This window comes from Chryseolinea serpens (assembly GCF_900129725.1).
Taxonomy (GTDB): domain Bacteria; phylum Bacteroidota; class Bacteroidia; order Cytophagales; family Cyclobacteriaceae; genus Chryseolinea; species Chryseolinea serpens.
The window spans coordinates 1079642-1105055 of sequence record NZ_FQWQ01000002.1; the positions used below are offsets into that span (position 1 = coordinate 1079642).

24 protein-coding genes are annotated in these 25414 nt (G+C 51.4%); 17 read left to right on the forward strand and 7 right to left on the reverse strand.

Annotation, left to right across the window (positions count from 1 at the left end; all coding sequences use genetic code 11):
* Positions 1 to 6: 6 nt before the first annotated feature.
* Entirely contained in the window at positions 7 to 672 is a 666-nt protein-coding gene (locus tag BUB30_RS18415; protein ID WP_143164976.1) for a CPBP family intramembrane glutamic endopeptidase, read from the reverse strand.
* A 51-nt stretch (positions 673 to 723) separates the two neighbouring features.
* Between BUB30_RS18415 and BUB30_RS18420 the strand changes: the two genes are divergently transcribed.
* Complete coding sequence (locus BUB30_RS18420; RefSeq protein ID WP_073136732.1) at positions 724 to 1089, forward strand: DUF4260 domain-containing protein; 366 nt, start codon at positions 724 to 726, stop codon at positions 1087 to 1089.
* Between the two features lie 30 nt (positions 1090 to 1119).
* Here the strand turns inward: BUB30_RS18420 and BUB30_RS18425 are convergent, their stop codons facing one another.
* Both BUB30_RS18425 and BUB30_RS18430 read right to left on the reverse strand, forming a co-directional pair.
* Entirely contained in the window at positions 1120 to 1515 is a 396-nt protein-coding gene (locus tag BUB30_RS18425; protein WP_073137404.1) for a VOC family protein, read from the reverse strand.
* Between the two features lie 94 nt (positions 1516 to 1609).
* A complete protein-coding gene (locus BUB30_RS18430; protein WP_143164977.1) occupies positions 1610 to 2350 on the reverse strand; it encodes a nuclear transport factor 2 family protein in 741 nt (246 codons plus the stop codon).
* Between the two features lie 414 nt (positions 2351 to 2764).
* Between BUB30_RS18430 and BUB30_RS18435 the strand changes: the two genes are divergently transcribed.
* The 7 genes from BUB30_RS18435 (at position 2765) to BUB30_RS18465 (ending at position 8241) form a co-directional block, all read left to right on the forward strand.
* Entirely contained in the window at positions 2765 to 3415 is a 651-nt protein-coding gene (locus BUB30_RS18435) for an outer membrane beta-barrel protein (protein WP_073136734.1), read from the forward strand.
* A 391-nt stretch (positions 3416 to 3806) separates the two neighbouring features.
* Positions 3807 to 4451, forward strand: a complete 645-nt coding sequence (locus BUB30_RS18440) for an outer membrane beta-barrel protein (protein ID WP_073136736.1) — start codon at positions 3807 to 3809, stop codon at positions 4449 to 4451.
* A gap of 35 nt (positions 4452 to 4486) precedes the next feature.
* Positions 4487 to 5149 (forward strand): DUF3575 domain-containing protein, encoded by a 663-nt coding sequence (locus BUB30_RS18445; RefSeq protein WP_073136738.1) that lies wholly within the window; start codon positions 4487 to 4489, stop codon positions 5147 to 5149.
* Between the two features lie 170 nt (positions 5150 to 5319).
* Complete coding sequence (locus BUB30_RS18450; protein ID WP_073136740.1) at positions 5320 to 5961, forward strand: hypothetical protein; 642 nt, start codon at positions 5320 to 5322, stop codon at positions 5959 to 5961.
* A 53-nt stretch (positions 5962 to 6014) separates the two neighbouring features.
* The gene (locus tag BUB30_RS18455; RefSeq protein WP_073136742.1) at positions 6015 to 6698 is read left to right on the forward strand and encodes a porin family protein; all 684 of its coding nucleotides are present in this window, start codon (positions 6015 to 6017) and stop codon (positions 6696 to 6698) included.
* A gap of 151 nt (positions 6699 to 6849) precedes the next feature.
* Complete coding sequence (locus BUB30_RS18460; protein WP_073136744.1) at positions 6850 to 7728, forward strand: SIR2 family protein; 879 nt, start codon at positions 6850 to 6852, stop codon at positions 7726 to 7728.
* Positions 7729 to 7800: 72 nt separating this feature from the next.
* Positions 7801 to 8241 carry a hypothetical protein gene (locus BUB30_RS18465; protein WP_073136746.1) on the forward strand — a complete coding sequence of 147 codons (441 nt, stop codon included), beginning with the start codon at positions 7801 to 7803 and terminating at the stop codon, positions 8239 to 8241.
* Between the two features lie 128 nt (positions 8242 to 8369).
* On the opposite strand, the gene BUB30_RS18470 is transcribed toward BUB30_RS18465, so the two are convergent.
* A complete protein-coding gene (locus BUB30_RS18470) occupies positions 8370 to 9950 on the reverse strand; it encodes an amidohydrolase family protein (RefSeq protein WP_073136748.1) in 1581 nt (526 codons plus the stop codon).
* 47 nt (positions 9951 to 9997) lie between these two features.
* Between BUB30_RS18470 and BUB30_RS18475 the strand changes: the two genes are divergently transcribed.
* The 5 genes from BUB30_RS18475 to BUB30_RS18495 all read left to right on the forward strand — a co-directional run bounded on the left by BUB30_RS18475 (position 9998) and on the right by BUB30_RS18495 (position 16540).
* Complete coding sequence (locus BUB30_RS18475; RefSeq protein ID WP_178377145.1) at positions 9998 to 11422, forward strand: DUF4403 family protein; 1425 nt, start codon at positions 9998 to 10000, stop codon at positions 11420 to 11422.
* A 369-nt stretch (positions 11423 to 11791) separates the two neighbouring features.
* Positions 11792 to 13135: an ammonium transporter gene (locus BUB30_RS18480; protein ID WP_073136753.1), complete on the forward strand. Its 1344-nt coding sequence runs from the start codon at positions 11792 to 11794 to the stop codon at positions 13133 to 13135.
* 341 nt (positions 13136 to 13476) lie between these two features.
* The gene (locus BUB30_RS18485) at positions 13477 to 14679 is read left to right on the forward strand and encodes an outer membrane beta-barrel protein (RefSeq protein WP_073136755.1); all 1203 of its coding nucleotides are present in this window, start codon (positions 13477 to 13479) and stop codon (positions 14677 to 14679) included.
* A 27-nt stretch (positions 14680 to 14706) separates the two neighbouring features.
* Entirely contained in the window at positions 14707 to 15741 is a 1035-nt protein-coding gene (locus tag BUB30_RS18490; protein WP_073136757.1) for a glutamine synthetase beta-grasp domain-containing protein, read from the forward strand.
* Positions 15742 to 15886: 145 nt separating this feature from the next.
* A complete protein-coding gene (locus BUB30_RS18495; protein WP_073136759.1) occupies positions 15887 to 16540 on the forward strand; it encodes an SET domain-containing protein in 654 nt (217 codons plus the stop codon).
* On the opposite strand, the gene BUB30_RS18500 is transcribed toward BUB30_RS18495, so the two are convergent.
* Both BUB30_RS18500 and BUB30_RS18505 read right to left on the reverse strand, forming a co-directional pair.
* The gene (locus BUB30_RS18500) at positions 16528 to 20565 is read right to left on the reverse strand and encodes a DEAD/DEAH box helicase (protein ID WP_073136761.1); all 4038 of its coding nucleotides are present in this window, start codon (positions 20563 to 20565) and stop codon (positions 16528 to 16530) included. The genes BUB30_RS18495 and BUB30_RS18500 overlap by 13 nt on opposite strands.
* Before the next feature lie 58 nt (positions 20566 to 20623).
* Positions 20624 to 21550 carry a ComEA family DNA-binding protein gene (locus BUB30_RS18505; RefSeq protein ID WP_073136763.1) on the reverse strand — a complete coding sequence of 309 codons (927 nt, stop codon included), beginning with the start codon at positions 21548 to 21550 and terminating at the stop codon, positions 20624 to 20626.
* Positions 21551 to 21704: 154 nt separating this feature from the next.
* Between BUB30_RS18505 and BUB30_RS18510 the strand changes: the two genes are divergently transcribed.
* The 4 genes from BUB30_RS18510 to BUB30_RS35200 all read left to right on the forward strand — a co-directional run bounded on the left by BUB30_RS18510 (position 21705) and on the right by BUB30_RS35200 (position 24952).
* Complete coding sequence (locus tag BUB30_RS18510) at positions 21705 to 22109, forward strand: hypothetical protein (protein WP_073136765.1); 405 nt, start codon at positions 21705 to 21707, stop codon at positions 22107 to 22109.
* Between the two features lie 29 nt (positions 22110 to 22138).
* The gene (locus BUB30_RS18515) at positions 22139 to 22600 is read left to right on the forward strand and encodes a group I truncated hemoglobin (RefSeq protein ID WP_073136767.1); all 462 of its coding nucleotides are present in this window, start codon (positions 22139 to 22141) and stop codon (positions 22598 to 22600) included.
* Positions 22601 to 22750: 150 nt separating this feature from the next.
* Positions 22751 to 24013 (forward strand): glutamyl-tRNA reductase, encoded by a 1263-nt coding sequence (gene hemA, locus BUB30_RS18520; protein ID WP_073136769.1) that lies wholly within the window; start codon positions 22751 to 22753, stop codon positions 24011 to 24013.
* Between the two features lie 780 nt (positions 24014 to 24793).
* Positions 24794 to 24952, forward strand: coding sequence for a hypothetical protein (locus BUB30_RS35200; RefSeq protein WP_221408739.1), 159 nt, complete (start codon positions 24794 to 24796; stop codon positions 24950 to 24952).
* On the opposite strand, the gene BUB30_RS18530 is transcribed toward BUB30_RS35200, so the two are convergent.
* Entirely contained in the window at positions 24927 to 25136 is a 210-nt protein-coding gene (locus BUB30_RS18530) for a hypothetical protein (RefSeq protein ID WP_073136773.1), read from the reverse strand. The two genes, BUB30_RS35200 and BUB30_RS18530, sit on opposite strands and share 26 nt — an antisense overlap.
* Positions 25137 to 25414: the final 278 nt, after the last annotated feature.

A 25414-nucleotide genomic window follows, 5' to 3' on the forward strand; every position in this document is an offset into this window, starting at 1 on the left:
ATCCCGTCATTTCACCGCGCTCACAAATTCCAGCCACGGGTCTCTTCCCAAAACAAAGAAATAAAAGAAACATCCCAGCCATCCATGGAAGAGTCCCAGTATCCAAAGATTTCTATACTGCAGGTAAAGGATCGTATAACCGATCGCCAACAGGGCGGTGGCCACCACCAAAGGTATCGATGGGAAATGAACGATTGAAAACACCAATGAACTAACCACAACGATAAGAGCTTTTCCCGCTCGGCGTCCCTCCCAGTCCTCCATATTCCGCGCGATCAACCCGATGATGAGAAATTGCTGGATCGTTCCCCACAATGGGTAAAGGATCATGATGGGAAGAATATGCCAATTGAAAACCAGCGTTCCCCGCACGATGCCAAAGGCGATCGAACTCCCGAGCGCGGTGAGCGACACCGGCCCAATCCAGCGCAAGCTGCTTCGGAAGCCTTCCTTCCCGAAACCCCAATACGCCGGAGCACCCGGATTGGTTTTGATGCGATAAAAAATGTAGGCGATCCACAACAGGCATGCTATCGTGACATACCAGAATTTCAAATGGAGCCAATCTACCAACAAGAATTTACCAAGACCCGTGAGCACCACGGCGGTCATCTCGGCCATTCGGGTGGCGTTGGAGCAGTAGGCGGGTATGGGCGTTGTTCGCTCGCTCAAAACATTATCTTTACAGGAAAGATAAAACATTCCCGAACATCCCATATCCCTATGAAAAATCTGCTCCGGTTAGAAGAAGCATTGGAATTCTTTCTCGCTATTTTTCTCTTGCAATCCCTTCCCCAGGCGGGATGGCTATACGCCGTTCTTTTTCTTGCGCCCGACCTGAGCATGCTCGGATATCTGGTCAACACACGGATTGGCGCAGCTTGCTACAACCTGGCGCATCACAAGGGACTAGCCATCGCGTTATACGTGGCTGGCGTTTATTTTCAAATGCCTTGGGTGGCCTTTACGGGATTGCTTTTGTTCGGACACAGCGCCCTCGACAGGATCCTCGGTTATGGATTGAAATATCCGGATCATTTCAAGCACACACACCTCGGCTGGCTTCCGGAGCCAAAGAAAAAACAATAACCCTTGTGCGACGACGAAAGTGCTTCGTATTTATACGGTCGGCGGTTCAATGAGATCCCACAGGTTTCCATACAAGTCGGCAAACACCAGCACCGTGCCATAGGACTCAGTCTGTGGCGGTCTGACAATGGTGACGCCTTGTGCTTTGAGGTTTTCGTGATCTCTCCGGATGTTGTCGGTATGCAGGAATAAGAAAACCCTGCCACCGGTTTGATTGCCCACGCGGCTTTTTTGTTCATCGCTGGCCGCCTTGGCCAACAACAGGCAACATCCCTCCGAACCCGGCGGCGCCACCCTAACCCAGCGTTTTGTTTCGCTAAGCGTGGTATCTTCTAACAGGGTGAATTTTAGTTTATCGACATAAAAGGCAATGGCCTCATCGTAGTCGGCAACCACCAGGGCGAGCTGAACCAGGTTTTGTTTCATGGGATCTTTCGGGCTTTGGACCGGGACGAAGATAAAATAATTTACCCTGCATTGTCCCGGCCCGTCGCCACGAAAAAAAAACATTTGGCAAGGATCAGAACATACCATTGTTATGAGGAAGTGTTGCCGGTATCGGTTGCTTTACGCGCCAATGCTCGACAATCCTGGCGTTGTCCAGGCGATAGAAATCATAGCAGACGTAAGGCGTTTCGTTTTGAAGGACACGGGATTGTGTCATGACAAAGTTTCCTTCTCCAACGATGCGATAGGTCTTCTCCAGGGTGTAGCGTTGAAGCATCTCTCTCCAGCCGGACACCCCGGGCCGGGACTCAGGGTCATGAGCGATGATCGCCGGAGACACAAAATCTGCCGCGCGCTCCCATCGCCCTTCCTTCAATACCACTTGAGCAAAGTCCGCTATCCGCTGCTTGTTGGATGCGGTTTGCCCGGGATCATCGATCTGGGTTGGGCCTTCGATGGCGGTTTTGGCTGTGGCCTCGGTCATGGGCTGGATCGCATCCCAATGTTCGACAAACTGAGCCTGCTGCAAGCGTACCATGTCGAGCACGATCATGGTCTGGCCGCCGAAGGAAATCAGCATGTGAAGCACAACGTAGTCGCCATCGGCGATGACGCGCATGAACGGCTTCGGTGGGTTTTCAGGTTTTGGCACTTGTTTGAGCATCGTCAAGGCCTCCAGTAGTGCTGCCTTTCCCGGCTTGCCCGAAGCACTGTGTTGGATGTAGTTTTCGGCGATGCGTTGTTCCGCTACTTCCAGGTTACCCTGGCCAATGGCGCGTTTCCAAAAATCGAGTACGAGTTCTTTATTTGACATAGGAGTTTCCATGGTGTGATCGTTTGTGGTTTGTGCACATGTGGCCCGGCAAGCGAATGCGCATAGCCCCACGGCAAGAACATGTTTTGACTTCATGTGATGAGAATAAAATAGATAAATGAATTTCAGCATCCTGTGATCCTGGATGCTGTGATCATGTCCAAGCCTACGGTAAACGCAGCGGATTGGACAGGCGGATGGTTCTTAGCACTTCTTGATGGGATAAAGATACGAAATGTCGAACACCATCCTAAACCTACCGCAAAGCGCGCTAGACCGGTCGTGGACATTTTTATTCTGCCCGTTCCGACCGTTCGACGGAGTGGAATTGTCGATCGCTTTCGTTATTTTCGTAAGGTCCTACCTAACTGGTTATCGCAACAGTAATCGTAATTTATCTTAACCCCTCAAATCATGAAAGTCAGATTTATTTCCCTGGCCGCGTTATGCCTATGTCTTCTCGGCCCTGCAGTCCATGCCCAAACCACAAAAGGAAGCTTCCTGCTGGGAGGCTCCCTAGGATTCTCCAGCGACAAGGACAAGGTCAGCTATTCCAGCAGCGCCTTTAACTATGAAAGCAAAAGCACCACGTTTTCATTCCGCCCCAGCATTTCTTATTTCGTGATCGACCATCTGTCCGTTGGCGTGATCACGCCCCTGAGCTACACCAAAATAAAAGTAGAAGACCAGCAATCGACCAGCACTACCTACTCCATCGGTCCCGTGGTACGCTACTATTTTCCGTTAGGGGATCAGTGGGCCGTTTTCCCGGAAGTGGCCTACACCTACGGATGGAATTGGACCAAGAGTCCCTATTTTATTCCCACCTCGGGCAGTATCGAAAATCTCCAGGTAAACGGGACCACCCACATTTTTCAAGGCGGCGTCGGGTTGGTGTACTTCCTGAACCCGAGCATTGGCATAGAGGGAAAAGTTTACTATCAGAGCTCAACGGATTCTTATGACCGTGGCAAACGCACGGGCACCATTCAGACCGGCAACGACCTAACGTCCTTCAATTTTAACGTAGGCTTGCAGATCTACTTTGCCCGAAACGCAAAATAACCGAAGCGGTAAGGAGGAACCTCCCCGGCCTCCTTACCACTTCTTATCCGTCGATCACCAGGCATTTATAAATTATTATTCCCTCACACCAGATCGCCACATCTCACCGTTATCAGATACCTATTCCCCCGAACATGATCCAACAACGATTCCTTTAGGCGCGACGATCTGACCGATCCCATCGTGAGTCGCGAGGGCAAATCGTCACTTAACTTCACAGTCGGGGTACAAATGTACTTTGCGCGAAAGGTGTAGAGCAAAAATTTATTCGGGCGGATATAATATTATCCAGCGACAACGTTGTATTGAAAATCCTCATGTAGATTCCTATTTTTACGGTCTCTCTCAAACAGTTATAAGTAACCATCATTCAACAGCAGTTTCCTTTACCATGAAAAACCTATTTACTTCCCTGGCGGCGCTATGGCTTTGCCTGGCCGTTTCTTCGAGTTTCGCTCAAACTTCAAAAGGCACTTTTCTATTAGGCGGAGCCCTGGGATTTTCCAGCGGACACACGAACACAGCCTATAATTACTCCGCCACTTCCCGCAAGGAAAAGCAATCAACGATCGGCATCGATCCCAACGTTTCCTATTTTGTGATCGACCACCTGAGCGTTGGCCTGGTGACCCCATTGACGTATATGTGGTCTAAACTAGATGGCGCCGATCAAAAAACAACGTACACCTCCTATTCTGTCGGGCCACTGATCCGGTATTATTTTCCCCTGGGAAGCCAGTGGGCCATTTTCCCGGAAGCAAGTTATAGCTACGGCTGGACAGTGACCAGGGGCTACTCCTATCTCAGTGGTGGCGACAGGGTCCCCGTTACGTATCGCGGCAACACACGAAATTTGCAAGGTGGCCTGGGATTGGTCTATTTTCTTAACCCCAACATTGGCGTGGAAGGAAAATTCCGCTATCAATCCATGCGTGATACCTACAATCGCACCGACGTCGGGCTGGACCACTCTGATAACAACGCCTTTGATTTCACGATAGGGTTGCAAGTATACCTCTCCAGAAATACACAATAGTCAACACTCCAATCGCCATTCTTATTTTTCGCATTATGAAAATCAACGTTACGTTTCAACTCCTGTTATATTTTTGTTTCATCGCCATCGCAGGCTATGGCCAAACCGACAAAGGGAGCTTCTTGCTGGGTGGCTCCATCGGGTTCACCCGCAATGCCAACACTACTTACGGCACAAGCAATTCCAACATCATTTCAGAAAGCAAGTGGTTCTCGATCGCCGCGCAGCCCAGCATTTCGTATTTTATCATCGATCGGCTGGCCGTTGGGCTGATCACGCCCTACAGCTATACAAGATCAAATTCCACATCCGACTTGAACACCGAGATGATCTCGACCGGCAAAACCTATTCCGTTGGCCCAACGGTGCGTTACTATTTTCCGTTGGGAAGTCAATGGGCCATTTTCCCGGAAGTAAGCTACAGCTATGGGTGGACCTGGAACAAGTATCCGAACATCATTTCGCAGAATCCTTATTCGGTGGTCTATACCAAAACGACGGAAAAGATGAGCAGTTTCCAGGGTGGTGTGGGGTTGGTCTATTTCCTTACCAAAAGTGTCGGCGTGGAAGGAAGGGCGTTCTATCAAGCGCAACATACCCGGTACGTAGAGGCTTCCTACGGCATAAAGAGTATCGACGAACCTTCTTTTAATTTTGGCCTGGGCGTACAGATATACTTTGCCAGGAATAAAAAGTAAAGTGTGCCATAAGGAGGCACTTACCCGTTGTGCCTCCTTATGACTCTCACCACCGTTGGCCTTCCAGTCATTTTTTTATTAACGGTTATACTAGCTGTCGTTTCATTTCGTATTTTTCGTTACCCCCTGTCAGCTATTGTAAACATTAATTGTCTATCCATCCCTCGACCATGAAACTCAAATCTATCCTGGTGTCAGCGCTTTGCGTTGCTGCACTGTCCGGCTATGGACAAACCGAAAAAGGCACCGTGCTGCTAGGCGGTTCGTTGACCTTTTCGCATAGCGACAACACAACCACTTTTGCGAATGGAGGAACCACCTTTCCCACGGATTCAAAACAAGTGAACATCCGGCTCAGTCCCAGCATCTCATATTTTGTCATCAAGCGGCTGGCCGTTGGCGTGATCACACCCTACACGTATACACGCATCACTGCGAACGACCAGCACGCAACCGGTCACACCTATGCCGTTGGCCCCATCGCACGGTATTATTTTCTATTGGGGAACCATTGGGCTATTTTCCCGGAGGCCAGCTACACGTATGGATGGATGAAGAACCCCCTCCTGCTGACCGACTCGAACAACCAGACTTTCAAATCCAACGGCAACACGCACGAGTTCCAGGGCGGCATCGGAGGGGTGTATTTTCTCAACAAAAGCATTGGCCTGGAAGGAAAATTCTACTACGATGCTTCGCACAGCGACTATAGCGCCCGCCAGGTATCTTTCCTCGAAAATGGCAGCACGGACATCACGTCTCTTAACTTCAGTGCCGGCGTACAGATTTACCTCGGTAGAAGCGCGCAGTAAATCTCTTCCTTATTCACACGATCCGAATAGCGTTTACACAACCCTCTTGCATTATGAAAACTTCTCATACTTTTCTGACCGGCGTGTTTCTCTGTTTCCTGGTCACTGCCAGTTACGGACAAACCGAAAAAGGCACGCTCCTCCTGGGCAGCACACTGAAATTTTCCAGTTCTAAAACAAAGAACAAGACGTCGAGCGCCACCACTACGACCTACTCCACCTCTACTTACGAATACAAGCAAATCAGTATCAGCATCGATCCAAACGTCTCCTACTTCGTGGCCGATCGTTTGGCCGTTGGATTGATCACACCCTATAGCTACACCCGGACGAAACGAGGCGATACGAACGAGCACTCAAATTCCTATTCCATCGGACCCGTTGTACGGTATTATTTTCTATTGGGAAGTCGCTGGGCCATTTTCCCGGAAGCAAGCTATAGCTATGGATGGACGTGGAGTCGTGGTCCTTATGTGGACTTCACCGACTTTCCGTATACCCCTCCCACAACCCATTACTACTCTACTACCGAAACGACGCGCATTTTCCATGGCGGTGTTGGTGGTGTTTATTTTCTCAACAAAAGCGTTGGACTGGAGGGCAAAGTCTACTATCAATCGGTTAGGAATTCTTTTGACTATGAACACGAAGTTGATCCCGCGGTGGTCCATTCCAAACTCCCCGCCGTCGCCCTGAGTTTCGGCGTTCAGGTATATTTTTCCAGGAAAGTACAATAATCACATTTACAGGGTTTTAAAAACGCCAGTGCCGCAACTGGCGTTTTTCATTTTACGGCCGGCGAAACCCCAACCCATAAGATCTTCGTTCAATCCACTAACTTCACGCTACCGTTTTAACTAAATTTTGAAATAACAAAGCACCCTCTCCATGAAAAAATTTTCCATCCTGCTCGGCAACGGCATCAATAACCTCGATGCCGACAACAGCTGGGACAACCTCCTGCAGCGACTCGCCGCCGACATCGGGTTTACGATCGACGAAGAAAAGAAAAAACAATTCCCACTCTTGTATGAAGAGATCTTTCTCACCGGTGCCAACCTAAAGCGAAAAGGGGTTTCCGAAACCCAACTCAAAAAATCGATCTGCGACAACGTGTCGCAAATCAAAAAGCACCCACTCTACGATGTTCTCCGCGCCCTGCCAACGGACGACATCATCACCACCAACTACGATTTCTCTGTCGAGGGATTCGAGCCCAAAAAAAACGAGGGCATTGTCAAAGAGATGCTCTACAGCGTTTTCCGGCACTATCGCGCCGGCAACAAGCGCGTGTGGCACGTGCATGGCGACCGGCTTCATCCCAATTCCGTGAACCTGGGTTTTGAACATTATAGCGGCCAGTTGCAGAACATCCGTAACTACGTGGCTACGGGAACAAAGTATGCCTCCAAAAAATATCAACTCCCCCTCATCAAACGCCTGGAGACCGGCTTCCTCGATGGCAGCTCGTGGCTGGATCTTTTTTTTACGACCGACATCCACATCATCGGGCTCACGCTCGGGTTTGTGGAAACTGACCTCTGGTGGCTGTTGACCTACCGCGCCCGCATCAAGATCAAGAAACCCAAACTTGTGCCCAACACGATCACATACTACACGCCTCAGAAATTCGTGGCCGGTTCCAAACATAAGCTGGATCTCCTCGAAGCCACGGGCGTGAACGTTGAAAAGATCAACAAAGACGGCGAGGCATATTACCAGGATATCTTAAGCCGTTTGGGATCGGCTCCAAAAAAAATAAGTTGATTGAGGTTGGCGCATGAATGAGGGTTAAACCTTAGGTCGTTCGCATTGTTAGTACTATCAAACCCCCGGATCATGAAATCAAAATTATCGTTTGTCGTTGTAGTCGCTCTGCTCGCAGCCTGTCACGGCGGCAAAGAACAATCATCCGAAACCAGCTCCGAAGGCGGGCCGCAACCGGGGTGCTACGCGTTTCATGAAGGGGGGTCGAGCATTGAACTTCAACTGGAGGTGACGGGCGATGCTGTGTCCGGCAGTCTGCTCTATTCGCTGGCAGAAAAAGACAAGAACACCGGCACCATCAAGGGTACCGTGAAGGGAAATACGGTGGACGCCTACTATACGTTCTCGTCAGAAGGAAAGACCAGTGTGCGTGAAGTCATCTTTCAATGGGTTGACAATTCTTTGGTCGAGGGCATTGGCGAACACATTGAGCGGAACGATACGTCGCTCTATGCCGACAAGAAGAAAGTGACATTCACGGATAGCAAAGTGGCGCTCACCAAATGTAAGTGAGCTTTAAATCACTTTGAAACTTCGCTAAAGCTTCGGCCCTCCTTCGCTAAAGCTTGGGCCCTCCTTCGCTAAAGCTTCGGCGGGCAAAGCGGGCAAGCAAGCCCGCAAAGGCAACGCAAAGGAAAATACTAGTTGGTGCCCGGCTGTTTCAAGACAAACCCGCTCTTCTGCTTTTCGTCGGCGACCATCTTGCGTACATCGGCCAGGAGTTTTTTGGCGTCGTAGATAATACCGTCCTTGATGGTGTATTTGACACCTCCTACGCGGACAACTTTATTATCGTCGGTGAGCTTTATGGCTCCCGTGCCATAGAGCACTTGCAGATTCTTCAAGGGGTTTTCTTCTACGATAACAAAGTCTGCCAGTTTGCCTACTTCGACCGAGCCAACCTCCTTGTCTTTTCCAAGGGCTTGGGCTCCATAAAGTGTAGCGGAGCGAATGATCTCTAGCGGGTGGAATCCTGCTTCGCGCAGCAACTCCAGTTCGCGGATGTAGGCAAAACCATAGAGTTGAAAAATGAAACCTGAATCGGATCCGGTGGTCACACGTCCTCCGCGGTTTTTATATTCGTTCACGAACGTCATCCAGAGCTGATAGTTTTCGCGCCAGTTCACTTCTTGTTCGGTGCCCCATTCGTGCCAGTAGGAGCCGTGCGAAATTTTGCTGGGTTGATAAAATGCCCACAGCGACGGCAGCGTGTACTCCTCGTGCCATTCGGCGCGACGGGCGCGGTGCAGGTCGCGGCTGGCTTCATAGATGTTGAAGGTGGGGTCGAGGGTGAAGTCAAGCGAGAGCAATTCGTTCATCACTTCGTTCCAATGCTCGCTGTAGGGTGGTGCAGCTTGTTTCCAGAGTTTGCCGGCTTCGGCGAAACGGTGTTGTTCATTTTGATAGTTGTAGTCCAGGGGATAGTCCTGGATGGTGCGCGTGGTGAAGAGCGCTTCGGGCAAACCGTACCAATGTTCCATCGACGTCAATCCCGCTTTCGCGGAGTTCACCACGTTCCAGCGGGCCACGTCCACCTGGGCGTGGTGACATGCCGAGCGCAGCCCCAGCTCTTTGTTCTTTCGAAGGGCAGCATCCATGATCTCGGGACGGGCACCAAAAAATTTGATGCCGTCGGCGCCCTTGCTCTTATTTAAGATCACCCAGTCGATGGCTTGCTGCGGTGTGCTGATGGGATCTTTGCTGCCCTGACCAAAAACCGTATACGCCCAGATGCGCGGCGCGGTGATGCGGTTCTCGGCACTCAGTCGTTTTTCTTCCAACACCCAATCCAGCCCGTTGCCCGCCGAAGGTTCGCGTATGGTCGTAATGCCATGCCCCATCCACAGTTTGAAAACATATTCAGCGCTGGGGGCTTGTGAGCCACCGATATGACCGTGCATGTCGATGAAACCGGGCATGAGGTACATGCCCTCGGCGTTCAGCTCCTTCCCTCCCGGTTCCAACTTGGGCCGGCGATCGCTGGTGAAGGCCACGCCGGGATAGCCCACGGTCTGGATAGAGACGATCTTATTTTGTTTCACCACAATATCGGTGGGCCCAATGGGCGGCGCACCGGTGCCATCGATGAGCATCACACCACGGATAATGAGTTGAGGGTAAGGCCCATCGCCTTCTTTTACGAGCGGTGCCTTTTCGACTTTATCCTGTGCAGAGATGGAAAACGTGACGAGAATGAGCAGGGCGGGTAATAACTTCTTCATATCTTAAGTGTTGATAGTGAATCTACACAAGTATAAGGGAAATGAAAATGAAGTTAGGAGCTATCGTCACATTTTGTAGTCTTGCGGCCGCAGCGCTCCTTTTTCAATGCGGGCGCGTGAAACCCGAGCCTCCCAAACCCACCCTCCTGGAAACGGAACTGACACCGCCAATGTCCACGGTAGTGATACCGGTATACTATCACGTCGACAGCCTGGAAGCCACCATCAATAATAAAGTGAAGGGCACCTTTTTGAAGAAATGGATGGTGTTGAATGAAAAGGGCGACAGCCTCTACCTGGAGATGACCCGCACCGGGCGGATCGACATTGCGTGGGAGAAGCATGCACTTACCTGCTCGTTCCCCTTACTGGTCTCGGGCAAGTTCATCAAACACCTGGGCGCGATCACTATCAGAAATTCAGAACCCGTGGAAATGGAGGTTGTCCTGAACCTGGTCACGCAGGTGAGCATTGGCAAAGACTGGAACCTGACACTGGACTCGAAGCTGAAACACATTCGCTGGGTGAAAGATCCGATGCTGAAGGTGGCCATGGTGAAAGTGAACCTGCGCAAAAAAGTGGAAGAGGCCATCGCCCTCCACCAGGAGGATCTCGTCGGCAAGATGGACGACGCGTTACGCGATAAGCTGAACACACGAAAGGTCATTGTCAAAATCTGGAACGATCTGCAAAAACCCATTCGCATCAATAAGAAGAGCATGCCGGTGTGGCTCAAGCCCTATGCCCACGACCTGAAAGCAAAACTCTCCCAGAGCGGTCCGTTCATGGTGCTGGAAGTGGAACTGGAGGCTACGATACAAACCATCCTGGAAGACGAAGACATTCCCCCTTCCAACACCACACTCCCCGCCTACAAACCCAAGACATCGGCCGCCGACAGTCTGAAGATCTTCGTGCTGGCCACGTTGCCCTTTGAAAAGGTCAACGCCATCCTGGAAAAAGAACTAAAAGGAAAGACCATTGCCGCCGAAGGTTACTCCGCGACGGTGAAAAATATATCAGCCTATGGCACCGACGAAGGCCTGGCCTTGAAAATACAGGTGAAGGGCGACGTGGTGGGCAATATCTATCTGCGGGGTACTCCTTATTATGACACGACAAAAGCCGTGTTCTCGGTAAAGGACTTCCGGTTTGATGTGGATTCGGAAAACGCCTTGATCACTACGGCCGACTGGATGCTGCACGACAATGCCCTGGGCTTTGTCCAGGAAAAGCTCACAATCGATGTTCAACCGCTGATTGACCAGGTGCCGGATCTCATTGAAAACGGCATCGAGAAGGGGAAGTCGGGCGAAAAGATCAATGTTTTTGTGGACCGGCTGGATTTGATCCCGCAGCAACTGGTGATTACCCGAAAAAACATACAGGTCATCCTAAAGGGCACCGGTAAGGCTTCAATTGGCCTGGAACGCAAGGTGTTTGCGGGCAAAAAGCGCAAAAAGAGGGTTTAGCGGGCAGGTCCCGGCCGCCCATGCGCGTGGGTTCACATTTTCTCAACGACCGGGCTATCCCTGGGTCCGGGGGTCTAAAATCCTCTCTTACAAGAGCTTACTGACCATTTAATTCAACTCTTCCGAGACCTTTTCTCAGAATAAAATCGATGAAATTCACTCCATTTCCCAATAAGGTTTTGGCGGACCCTGTCTATTAAAAATTTTATAATTTTTACCCGTTTTCGGTTAGAAACAGACCCTACCTACAACGTTTCCGTGAATTTTTTTTCAAAAGTGGTTCATTTATTACCCTATTGTTAAAATATTCGTCCAGTTATTAATAACAACCAGTAAAATTTTACCCCTATATCCTAAAACTACAAACAAATGAAAAAATCAATCGTCTTTCTCGTGCTGCTGATTGCGATAAGCATTCTAGCAGTCATTATGCCGGCCGTTCCTACGACCATCAACACCGAGGGCATGAATTCGGGTGATGTGGCCTGGATGCTGGCGGCTTCCGCTTTAGTATTGCTCATGACTCCCGGCCTGGCGTATTTCTATGGCGGGATGATTGACACCAAAAACATTATCACCACCATGCTCCAGAGCTTCATCGCCATGGGCGTGATCTCGGTATTGTGGATCGTTGTAGGATTTAGCCTCGCCTTTGGCGAAGATATTGGGGGATTTGTAGGCAACCCGTCTACGTACTTCATGTTCGGCAACGTATTGGATGCTCCGCTGTGGGGTACCATTCCGCTGGTGTTGTTTGCCTTCTTCCAATTGAAGTTTGCCATCATCACACCCGCTCTTATTACCGGTACTTTTGCTGAACGTATCCGTTTCAAGTCTTACATCCTCTTCCTGGTGTTGTTCTCCTTGTTGATCTATGCTCCCCTGGCGCACTGGACATGGCATGCTGACGGCTTCCTCTTTAAAATGGGTGTCCTTGACTTTGCCGGTGGAACCGTAGTACACATGTCGGCCGGTTTCGCTGCTTTGGCTGCTTCGATTTACCTGAGAACAAAGGGTGAAGAGAAAAAATCGATCGCTCCTGCCAACATTCCTTTTGTATTGTTGGGCACAGGCTTGCTGTGGTTCGGCTGGTTTGGTTTCAACGCCGGTAGCGCATTGACCGCCGGTGCACTTGCCGCTTCTGCTTTTGCTACTACCAACACCGCTTCGGCTGCTGCTGGTCTTGCCTGGATCTTGTTTGATGCTGCCCGCGGCAAAAAACCTTCTGCCCTTGGCTTCTGTATCGGTGCCGTGGTTGGTCTGGTGGCCATCACACCTGCCGCTGGTTTCGTAACGATCCCTTCGAGCTTGTTCATCGGTACGTTCGCTGCCATCATCAGTAACATCGTAGTACATTGGAAAGCAAAAACTTCCCTGGAAGATACACTCGACGTGTTCCCTTGCCACGGTGTGGGTGGAGCAGTAGGCATGGTGATGACCGGCTTGCTGGCCAACACTGCCGTGAACGGCCTGAACACCACCGGCAACGGTCTGTTCTTTGGCGAGTTCCACCTCTTCCAAGTGCACATGATCGCCCTGGTGATTGTGATCGCTTACACCTTCCTCGGTTCGTTGATCCTGTTGAAACTGACCGACCTCATCTCTCCGCTGAAAGTATCGGCCGAAGAAAAGAAACTGGGTTCCGATTTCAGCCAGCACGGCGAGAATCTTTACCCTGCCGACTTCAGCTCACTGAAAGAAGAAATGGCCTAATACAAAAAGAAGTCCCGGCAGTACCAGCGCCGGGACTTCTTAAAAAATATACTGACCGAACCTTTACCCTAACCTAAACCTAAACCTAAATTTTTTCCCTTAACCCCAAACCCCCACGATCCATGACGAAGTCTACAAGTCCTCACCCACACCATTTCTAAACAACACTGGCTGTAATTTTTCAGGAGTGCTTTGTCTGGGAAATGCAAAGCAGCCGATGAACGAAGAGATTGTTATTAGCCTATTGATCTCCTCGTCATTCACTAAAGCATCCCAGGGAGTGTGAGATACTCCCCCGGGATTACTCTAGCTTATTGTTTACTAAAACACACAACAAAATTATGAAATTTCAAAGACGAAGACTTTTACTTTCTCTAGCTTTTATAGGATTGGCCTTCTCGGCGATGAGCCAGGATTCGACGCGAACCTTCACCTTATCGGGTTCCATCGACGTCTATGCACACACCGCACTCGGCATGAAGAACACCGCGTTTGGAACCGCCGCACCGACCACTTCTTTCGGTAACCTGAAAGGATTTTCACTCGGCATGGCCAACCTGATCGCATCCTATCAAGGTCAGAAAGTAGGGTTTGTTGCAGACCTCGTATTCGGTCCCCGTGGTTCGGATGCCGTATTCAACTCGGGTGGATATCGCAACGTGGCCGCCGCCGGTAGCGGTCAAATCGTGAACCAATTGTATACCTACATCAAATTGTCGGATGTCGTAACGGTGAACCTTGGTCAGTTCAACACTTTCGTGGGATATGAAGTGATCTCTCCCACCCTGAACGCCAACTACTCCACTTCTTACATGTTCTCCAACGGTCCCTTCAATCACACAGGCTTGCGCGTAGACTTTGCCACCGAAGGCGGATTGGTAGCCAAACTGGCTGTGATGAACCCGACGGACATTTTGGAATTCAACAAAGTGAACACGTATACGCTGGGAGGTCAGATCGGTAAGACCACCGACGCAGGCGGCATCTGGTTCAACGTGTTGTATGGTGACCAGGACGGAAAGCTCAAGAAGGCCGACTTCGCCGGAGAGCCCGCTGCATCTTACGGCGATCTGTTCCAAGTCGACCTCACGACCGGATGGACGTTGAGCGACGCTTTTTTCCTTGGCGCTAACGCTACTTACCAAACCATTGCAAAAGGTCAGGAGTATAACGCCGCTGGCGATGTCATCGACGGCACGCGCAAATCCACCTCCTTCTATGGTGTGGCCTTGTATCCGAAAGTTACCGTGTCAGACAATTTCGCGCTGGCCTTGCGTGCTGAGTACTTCGGTGTGAAAGGTGGTACCGTTGGCAACTTCGCCAGCTACCGCGCTCACCCGCTCGCCTCTCCCATCGGGCTGGACGGCGACAACAAAGGCAACGTGATCGAGTTCACCCTTTCCGGAAACGCCAAGGTTGGACCGCTGACGTTGATCCCTGAACTCCGCTTCGACAAGACATCTGAAAACAGCTTTGTCAACAGCGATGGCGATGCGAAAGACTCTATGGTCTCCGCCACCTTCGCAGCAGTTTATAAATTCTAATTCCTTAACCAAAAAAATTGCAACCTTATGTCAAAAACTAAACTTGAATACATCTGGCTCGATGGATACAAGCCTACTCAGAGCCTGCGTAGCAAAACCAAGATCGTGAGAAACTTCGACGGCACCCTGGACGGCTGTCCCGGATGGTCCTTCGACGGCAGCTCTACGGAGCAAGCCGACGGACACTCGTCCGACTGTCTCCTCCAACCGGTAGCCTTGTTTCCCGATCCCGCGCGTAAGAATGCCTTCCTCGTGATGTGTGAAGTGCTGAGCCCCGATGGTACGCCGCACTCTTCCAACGGACGCGCCACCATCGAAGACGACGACAACGACTTCTGGTTTGGCTTCGAGCAGGAATATTTCCTGTGGAATCCCGAGACCGACAAGCCCCTCGGCTTCCCCGCCAGTGGCTACCCCGGCCCCCAGGGACCGTACTATTGCTCGGTGGGCGCCAAGAATGCTTTCGGCCGCGAGATCGTGGAAGAACATCTTGACCTTTGCCTCGACGCGGGCATCAACGTGGAGGGTATCAACTCGGAAGTGGCCACCGGCCAGTGGGAGTTCCAGATCTTTGCCAAGGGCGCGAAAGCTGCCGGCGACCAGGTTTGGGTGGCTCGTTACTTGCTGGAAAGAACGGCCGAGAAATATGGCATCGCCATCAACTGGCACTGCAAGCCGCTGGGCGCCACCGACTGGAACGGCTCGGGCATGCACGCCAACTTCTCCAACGAGCTGCTGAGAACCGCCGGCTCCAAGGATGTATACGACACCGCATGCCAGGCTTTTGCTCCTTACGTGAAGGAACACATCGCCGTGTACGGTGCTGATAACCACCTGCGTCTCACCGGGAAACACGAGACCCAGTCGATCGACAGATTCTCCTACGGGGTTTCCGATCGCGGAGCGTCCATCCGAATCCCGATCGCCACGGTGGAGAACAACTGGAAGGGTTGGTTGGAAGACCGCCGTCCCAACTCCGCGGCCGATCCCTACAAGGTGGCGGCGCGCATCATCAAGACAGTCAAAACGGTTCCCGAATACGCCACGGTGAACGGACACTAATACTTAAAATTTTCAGGGCGTCTGGTTGTAGTTTGAAGTCGGGCAGAAATGTCCGGCTTCTTTTTTTTATATGTTGGCGAATAACTTGATAGTAACATAAACTTCTTTTTACTTTGAGTTTATGTTACGCTAACGTCCAGCAATCATGATCCATCCTCATACCGAACTCAGGTTCATCAGCGACAAAATAGGTTACGGAGTTGTCGCCACCAAGTTCATCCCCAAAGGCACCATCACCTGGGCGCTCGACAAACTCGACAGAATTTTCACACCGGCACAAGTCCGGGCCATGGACCCGCTCTACCAGCAAGTCCTGGACACATACACCTACCGAAACCCGGAAGGCAATCACATTCTCTGCTGGGACAACGCCCGGTTTGTGAACCACAGCTCCAACTCCAACTGCATCACCACCGCCTACGAGTTCGAGATCGCCATCCGCGACATCTATCCCGGCGAGCAACTCACCGATGACTATGGCTACTTGAACTTGGAGGAGCCCTTTGAAGTGGTGCCCGAAGAAGGCACAGACCGCGTCATCATCTACCCCGACGACCTGGTGCGTTTCTATCACATCTGGGATGAAAAATTGCTGGAAGCTTTTGCCCGTCTCCAAGACGTAGAGCAACCCCTGCTCCACATCCTGGATCTCAACACGGTGGCCAAGGCCAGGCGCGTGTCGGCCGGCGAGGAGCAGATGGACTCGATCCTGAATTGCTACTGCCCGCAACACGGCCGGATCAACGGCGAGGCCCAGCAGATCAAAGTGCGCTCGCCAAAGATCTCCTACCCGTTCTGAACGGCTTGAGAGCCGACAAAGAGCATTAATTCTGTTTCCACTTTTTCCCTGTCTTTCCAGAAATTCCGGCTGAACACCATGAGGTGTTTCCATTTCTTTTGCGTCAACAGCGCAGGGGTATAGGCGTGTACGTCCTTGGCGGACAGCGCGGAGAAATAGCGCACGTCGTCGGTGAGGATCACGCCCAAGTATTGGTCGTCTTTTAACACGTTGATGTCAGTGAAAGGCAGAGCCTCCGTGTCGAAGGTGAACTCGGGCATGCGGCTCGCACTCCACTCCTGCAGACGGCGGCTGAGGAACCAGGCCTTCGTGTGCTGGGTTTGGATGGGCGACTGGGGCCGGTAGCGGCCGGCGCTCACCTCGCGGGCAAAGGCCAGGTAGTCCCTCAACAACCGGGGACCTTCGTTCCGAATGTCGTCTACCTTGAGCTGTTCGGGAGTGATGCTGGTGAAGAGGATGATCTTCTCGCGGGCACGGGTCACGGCCACGTTGAGGCGGTTCTCGCCACCGGCCATGTTCAGGCTTCCAAACTGCATCATGAGCCTTCCCTTTTTGTCGGGCGCATAGCCGATGGAGAAGATGATGATATCTTTTTCGTCACCCTGCACGTTCTCGATGTTCTTCACAAACAACGACTCGGGCAACGTCTGCCCGGCCAGCAGGGCCTCGGCTTCCAGGGCATCGAGCACCATCATCTGCTGGGGCGCGTTGAAGGTGACCACACCAATTTCTTTCTCGGGCTGCTCGCGCAAAATGTCGAGCACACACCGGGCCACGGCCTGGGCTTCGACGGCGTTGGTCTGGTTTTCCCAGACACCATCCACCTTGTGATATTGGATCGGCGGGTCGTCGGTGTTGATCACTTCGCGGTCGGGCAGCAACTGCAGCCTTCCTCCATAGAAGTGGGTGTTCGAAAAATCGATCAGGGCCAGTGACTTGCTGCGGTAGTGACCTTGCAGGTGGACGGTGGCCAGGTAGCGCGCCGACAGCTCCAGCAGTGAGTCCACTTCCAGGTCGGGGTTCTCCTCCTCTCCCTCGCTCCATCGTGCCTGGTACAGCTCGCTGGGCCGCAACTGCTTGTCGTCGCCGGCCACCACCAGTTGCTTGCCGCGATACATGGCCGGAATGCCGCGCTCGGCAAAACATTGGGAGGCCTCGTCGAAGATGACGATATCAAACAACCCCGTGGTCATGGGAAAAATGGCCGACACCGACTCGGGCGACGCCAGCCAGCAGGGAACCAACTGGAACAGCTCGTAGGGCGACGACTCGATGAGTTTGCGCAGGGGCCAGATCTTTTTCTTCTTCGTGACCTGGTGCAACAGGTCGCGATAGGTCACCAGGTTGTTCAGGCGGTTGTACTCCAGGTTCTCATACACCCGCTCGCGGGCACGCACCCATAAAATTTCCTTGCTCAGCTTTTTCTTTTCCTTTAGCGACGATCTCAGCTCGTCTTGCAGCGTGTCGATCTTCATCGACGACACGGCGCGCAGGATGGGATACTTCGTTTCAATGTGGTCGATCCAGGCCAGGCGCAAGCTGTTTTGGAACAACCCTTCCATGGCATCGCTGTCCCACGTGCCGAGGTGGTCGTAGAGCTTCAGGGTGACGTCGCGTTCAAAGAATTTGAGTGATTCTTTTAGCGTGTCGTATTCGCAGAGGGTATCAAAGTCGCGGTGCAATGTTTTCAGGTACTCTTCCTCCCGCCCGGGTTCTAATGTCAGCTGCGTTACCTGGTAGGGCGCAAGCCACACCAACCAACCCGCTTTCTTTTCCCGCACACCGGAGATGGCCGACAGGATATCCTTGAATAAATTCCCAAACTCACGACGCGAATATTTGTGAACGCTAATGGCATCCTTCACTTCGCGAAGGGTGTTGAAGATGAGCTTGGCACGGACGGCCAATTTTTGACGATCGAACCACCGTTGCAACGTATCCTTGTCGTAGTTCGAAGGCAATTCGACCAACCAGGGTTTGTTCTTCAATGCCGTGAGATGGTGCTCGAGGTTGAGACGGCTGTCGATGCGGCGCTCCATGATGCGCAGACCCTCTTTGCTATAGTTGAGTTGATTGGCCACCAACACGCGGCGGAGGTAAAATTTTTCTTTCGAGAACAAATGCCAGCGGATGAGGCGGATCAGGTTGGTCCGGGCAGCCTGTGAGTGTTGCAGCGCCTCCTGGAACTTGCCCAACTCGTTCGAGGGCAAGGTGGTTTCGGGCATCTCGTCGTCGTAGCAGTTCATGATCACCCGCTCCATGTTCAGGAGCCACAGGAGGCTGGTCTCGTCCTCGCTTTCGTTGATCATGGACTGGAAATAGAAGTGGGTGTCGTCGTCTTTGATGACGCTGATCATGCCCAGGATGTCGTCTTCCTTGGCGGCCAGGGTTTCACAGTCTTCAAGGTGCGGGCGGATGCCGATGAGTTTTTCGATGGCACCGGCCACCTTGTTTTGATAGCTCGGAATGTCGGCAACGATTTGCGCGATCTTTTTTTCATCCGATGGTTTGAAGCCGGCAAACGAGCGCCGCTCGCGCCACACATAATGATCGTTCTCCAGGCGCGCGGCGTATTGGGCGTAGGTCTTCAGCTTGCGCAGAAAATCATGCAGCTCGCCGAAGTTGAAAAAGGGATACTCTTGTTTTATGTTGATCGACGGTCCATTCAGTTCCGACGTGAGGTAGAGCTCCTTCACAGAAAGTCCCGATTCTTTGTCGTCGAACAAGGCGTGTTTGAATTCTTCCAGTTCCTCCGTCACCTGATCGATGCGACGGCAGAGTTGGAAAAATTTGCGTTCGGTCTGGATCACATCGATGCCGCGGTTGCGCGTCTTGAATTCCTCCACGCGCTCGACCTGCCGGGCGATCTTGGCATAAATTTCTTTCCGGTCGTTTCGAAAATCATGGACCAGTCCCAGGAAGTCGCCGAGTTCGATGTCTTTCAAGCGGTCGTACACCACGTCGAGGGCGGCGCGTTTCTGACACACCAGCAACGCTTTTTTCCCGGAGGCAATGGCGTCGGCCAGCAGATTGCAGATGAGCTGCGACTTGCCTGTGCCGGGCGGGCCCTGCACCACGATGGAGTGGCCGTGCTTGATGGCCTTGATGGCATTTTCCTGGTAAGCATCCATCACAAACGGTGCAAAGATCTTCTCTTCGCTGATGGCATTGTTCATGAGGGCACCCTGGGCGGTGAGACCGTCGCTTCCCGTATTTTTTTCCACGAAGAATTCTTCCAGGTCGGTGACGGTATCATTTTCAATGAGCTGCAAATAGTCCGGCACCAATTGTGACCCGGCCTGGGGAAAAATTCCGAGCACGGCTTCGGGGTACAATTTGAGCTCGCCGTTGCGAAGGTTTTCTTCCAGCGCTTCCTTTTTGAACGTTTCAAATGGCGTGAGCGTGTCGAGGAAATTGTCGGGGTTGAAGTTGATCTCCAACCGGTCGCGCAGCAACTCATACAATTGCGTGCGGAACACCGTGCTGTCAATATCGAAATCTTCGAAGCTGGTATCCAACAGTTCTTCTTCGAGCTTCACCTGGTTATAAAAAGCAAAGGCCAGCAAGAACGACTTGTTGAACGTGATGCCCGCATCTTTCCGCGGCTGCAACGCCCAATGTTGCCCCTCCTGCACAATGCTGACCGGGAAATACAAAAGTGGACAACGCACGATCGATCCGTCTGAAAATTTTCCACGCACAAACGGCCAGCCTACATGCAGATCGTTGGACCCGCGTTCTTCAAAAATAAAATGATCGATGCGTTGAAGTTTTTTTAGCCTCCGGCTGCTTTCGTTGTTGGCTTCCAGGCGGCTGTCGAGCACCTGGCACACCTTTTTGCTTTTGTTGGCGATGAGGGCCTTGATCAATTCGAACGAAGGTTCGCCGTTGAGAAAACTGAGGGTATGCACATCGATCAATTGTTCGGCATGCAAACGCAGCAACAGCAACGAGCGGTTGTTGCCCGAAAGGTTGGTGAGCCTCCGCAGGTAGGATGGCAATATATTTTTAACAGGATGCGACATGAGCTTATATGTAAAATTTCTTCTCCTGAAGAACAGCAAGGACCTTAATCGGTTGGTCTTACAGGGTTAAATATGGTGCGATTTTGTCAATGATCTTAGGATCGAGGCCTTGTATCTTTCGAAGATCGTCCAGGGACGTGAATTCTCCATGTTGAAATCGGTAGGCGACGATGATGCGGGCCGCACCGCTCTTTAAATAGGGATGGGCGGCCAGCCTTTTTTCGTCTGCCTGGTTAATATTGATCCGATCCGGCCGGAAATCCGGCAACACGACACATTTTGTCTTGAGCCGGGCCACTACGGCTGTGTCCAATCCGTAGATCTCCGTCAGTTGTTCCAGCGTCACAAATCCTCCGAGGGCGTCACGGTATTTCAAGATGCGTTGCGACAGCTTTTCGCCAATGCCGTACACGCTCTTCAGTTGCGCGGTGTCGGCCGCGTTGATGTCGAAGCGGGCGATGTTCTTTTTGAACGGGCTTTCTTTGCTTTCGTTGGGGTGCTTATCCCAAAAATTCTGCTTTCCGTCGGTCGCCGTTTTGTTCTCCGGCAAGGCGATGTAGGCAAACACGCGTCGATAGAACGCCGAGTCGATGCCATAAATTTTAAGGAGGTCGGCCTTTACCCTAAACTTTCCGCCTTTCTCCCGGTAATGTGCAATACGCGTCGCCGAGGCTGCCGATAATCCCAATGCACGCCATTGTTCAACGGTGGCCGTATTGGGATCGAACCTGAAAACGGACGGCGCCACCGGGTCTTTCTCATCAACTTTATCCTTCTCCAACCCTGCTTCCCACACCGCGACAAGGCTGTCGAGCATAGCGCGATCTTCCGCGTCGTCGTATGGACGTGGTAACACATAATTTTTCCACGCCGCCGGTGCGAAAACGATCAGCATCATCAACGGAAGTAAAATGAGAAAAGCATTTACCTGCGAGCGGGAAAATCCAAAGTAGTCTCTGACCCAACGTTGTATTTGATTCATCATGGATAGCAGCTAACGGTTTACCTAAAATGGCAAATTTTTTTCAGCATCCAAGGGATGAATCTTTCGAATGTCGGTGAACTATATTATTAAAACAGATAAAGCGCTGAACTGTTAAAGAAGTGTATTCTCACGTACCAAAATTTTTGCACATCCCATGAAAAAAATAAAGATCCTCTCACTATCGCTCGTGGTGGTGCTGGCCGGATTGTTTACGTATGCCAATCTGAGGCCATTGTCCGTCGCCGAAAAATTGCCAACCGTTGACCTTGCTTCCTACCGGTTGAAAGGCCCGATGACACCTGCCGAACGGCTGGCACTGGAACAAAAAATGAGTGCGCTGCCGGGTGTCACTGCTTGCTCCGTCAATAAAGAAGGTCGTGTCGCTTCCGTGCTCTTTCACCGGAAGGAAATCGATGAAGCCCAACTGGCCCGCCAGCTTTCCAACAAAGGTCAATGGCGGGTTGCTCAAAAAGCACTTCAAACTTCAGGCGGCTGCCCGATGCACGGGATGACAGCGCCGTTCCATGCTTTTATTTCCGTGCTCGATCTTCGAAACTGATCCTTCAAAAAAAATTGACCCTCCTGAAAATGAAACCGAATAGAATACTTTTTGCCTGTCTGATGGCCATCGCGATGGCTTTTACGACGCGTTGTACCGACGACAACAAAGGCAATGGCGAGCCCACGCTCTACACCCGATTGGGCGGCATCGACGTCATCTCCAAGGTGACCGATAAATTTCTCACCAATGTGGTGGCCGACGACATGATCAATACCCGGTTCGAAGCCACCGTGGGCAATCACTACCGGCTGCAAGTGCTCCGCAACAACCTGATCGACCAGATTTGCGCCGGCACCGGAGGCCCCTGCCAGTACAAGGGACAGACCATGCTCGAGGCCCATACCGGCATGAAAATCTCCGCCGCCGAATTCAGCGCCCTGATGGCTGACCTTGCGGCAGCCCTGGACTTCTGTGAAGTGGCCGAACGCGAGAAAAATGACCTGCTGACGATCCTCACCCCCATGGAATCCGACATCGTGGACAAATAAATCGATTGAAATAAAAGAACTAAAATTCACCTCTCTCCGTAATAGGGTGAGACGGAGCCGATTGTGGTTATTTATACCGATTCTAAATTACTTATTAATTGACTTTTGTCACCCTTCGATTTCGTCCAGGTTATACTTTTGTAACGCGCCATGACACAGAATTTTAAAGCATTAGTGCTCACCTACAAAACCGCCCCGGTTGCGATCCGGGAGCAGGTTTCTTTGACCGAGGAGGCTTCTAAAAAGCTATTAAATTTTATTCGTGACTATACCACCGCGACCGACGTGCTGGTGGTTTCCACCTGCAACCGCACCGAAGTATACTATTTGGCCGAAAAGGACTTTTCTACCGAAATTTTCAAAGGCCTTGCCCTGCTGAAACAAATCGACGCCGGTTTTGAAGAACATTTCACCTTTTTTCAGGGACCCGAGGCCGTACAGCACCTTTTTGACGTGGCCATTGGCCTGGACGCCCAGGTGATCGGCGACCTTCAAATCTCCGGACAAGTAAAAAATGCTTACCAGTGGAGCGCCGACGAGAATATGGCCGGCCCCTTCCTCCACCGGTTGATGCACACCATATTTTTTGTCAACAAACGCGTCGTGCAGGAAACCTCCTTCCGCGACGGCGCCGCCTCGATCTCTTATGCCGCCAAAGAAATGGCCGAAGACCTCACCGCCGGCCTGGCTTCGCCCAAAGTGCTGGTAGTAGGGGTTGGCGAGATTGGACAGGACGTTTGTCTGAACCTGGTGCACTCGCGCCTCAACCAGGTGAAAATCCTGAACCGGACCGTTGAAAAAGCTGAAAAGCTGGCCCAGAAATGCGGCTTCACCTTCGGCAGCATCGACGCCCTGGCCGACGAGATCGCCGCCGCCGACATCGTGATCAGTTCCGTGTCGGGCAACACCCCGCTCATTACCCGTGAGCTGTTGAGCAACGTAAAAATTCTTTCCCACAAATATTTCATCGACCTCTCCATGCCCCGCAGCGTAGAGAGCACCATCGAAGAACTCCCCGGCACCATCGTCTACAACCTCGACGACATCCGCGAGAAGACCAACGAAGCCGTAGAAAAACGCAAAGCCTCGATCCCCCACGTAAAGGCCATCATCAAAGAAGTGATCAACGACTTTGAAGACTGGTCGAAAGAAATGATCGTGACGCCGACCATCCAGAAACTGAAAAATACGCTGGAGCAAATCCGCAAGGAAGAGTTGGCCCGCTTCCTGAAAAACACAAAGCCCGAAGAAGCCGAGCGTTTGGAAGAGATGAGCAAATCGCTGATGCAAAAAATATTGAAGTACCCCGTATTGCAATTAAAGGCCGCATGCCGCCGCGGCGATGCAGAGACGTTGTCTGAAGTTTTGAATGAGCTTTTCAATTTGGAAGGCCATCCGGAGAAGTCGAAATAATTTTTCAACAAGATTTTTTTTTGAATTGGGCATAGCCTCTCTGTGTCTTTGTCAAACGCCTTCGCTTGACGAAAGGCGATCGTAAACTCAATGAATCTAGTATTTGCTTAAGGGTGCTGTATTCATATTTGATGGAATTCGTCAAGATATCCTGTATCAAAACGGAGTCTCGGATGGCAGGTTAATCAATCTCTAGACATCTCCACACCTAGTCAAACGCGTTTGCTTGACGAAAAAGGGTCGTCAACTCAATGAATCTAGTATTTTAAGGCTGCTGTATTAATATTTTGATGGAATTCGTCAAGATGTCCTAAGTCAAAACATGGAATTCGTCGAGATGTCCTGAGTCAAAATGGAGTCTCGGATTGCAGGTCTTAATCAATCTTTAAACATCTCCACACCTAAGCCCGTAGGGCTTCTCCATCATAACACCGGGTGAAACCCGGTGTAAGGGAGCGTTGTCTTTTAACCCCGTAGGGGTTGCCCTTTCTTCGGGCATCAAATACAGCGGCGTTGATGTGGTTCCCGTTCGTTAGACTTTCAGATTCCGACTTGCCTGTTGACCAAATCGGGTAACCCCGCTGGGGTTGTTCGGATAATTGCTTCTACCCCCAGTTGCACTGGGGGTTATGATGGGGAAGCCCTACGGGCTTATCGTGGCAAATCAAATTGTCTAGTCATGAAATAGGGACTTATCGTGGCAAATCAAAGTGTCTAGTCATGAAATAGGTTTACCGTGAATTGTAAACTCAAAACAGGATGTGCCGTCATAAAATAGGTTTGCACTATGCAATGATTTTTGGGAGCCCTGACTATCTCTACACCAACCAGGGCCACGGCAAATTCCGCGAAGAACTGATCGACCACGTCGACTATTGCTCCGTCTCCAGCATGGGCGCCGACATCGCCGATCTCAACAACGATCCGCATTGGTGGTGATATAGTCGTATTTGCCGGGAGAAGGGCCATAGTTCAGGTTATCGGTACCGTTGATGACCGAAGCGCGCACGTGAAAGCCATAAACATGCGCCGCGAGATTGGTGTATTGGCTTTGCGATGTATTCACCGTGAACGGCGTGTTGCTGCCCCCGATGAAATTCTTTTGAACATCGGATTCCTGCAAACCGAGGCCTTCGACTAATCCTGCTACGCTTTAATCTAACAAAGGATAAGAGGTGATTTTACCAGATTATATTGAAGGCCTTGGCGGAACTTTGTCACCACCTAATCTCTCCTAACAAACCAAGCGCCCCGAAGCCCGTAGGGCTTCCCTACCATAGCCCCGGGTGAAACCCGGGGAAAGGATGTGTTTGTCTTTCAACCCCGGAGGGGTTACCCCTTCGGGGAAAAAATACAGCGGCCTTGACAGGTTCTATTATCAAACTAACTTTCCAATTTCCG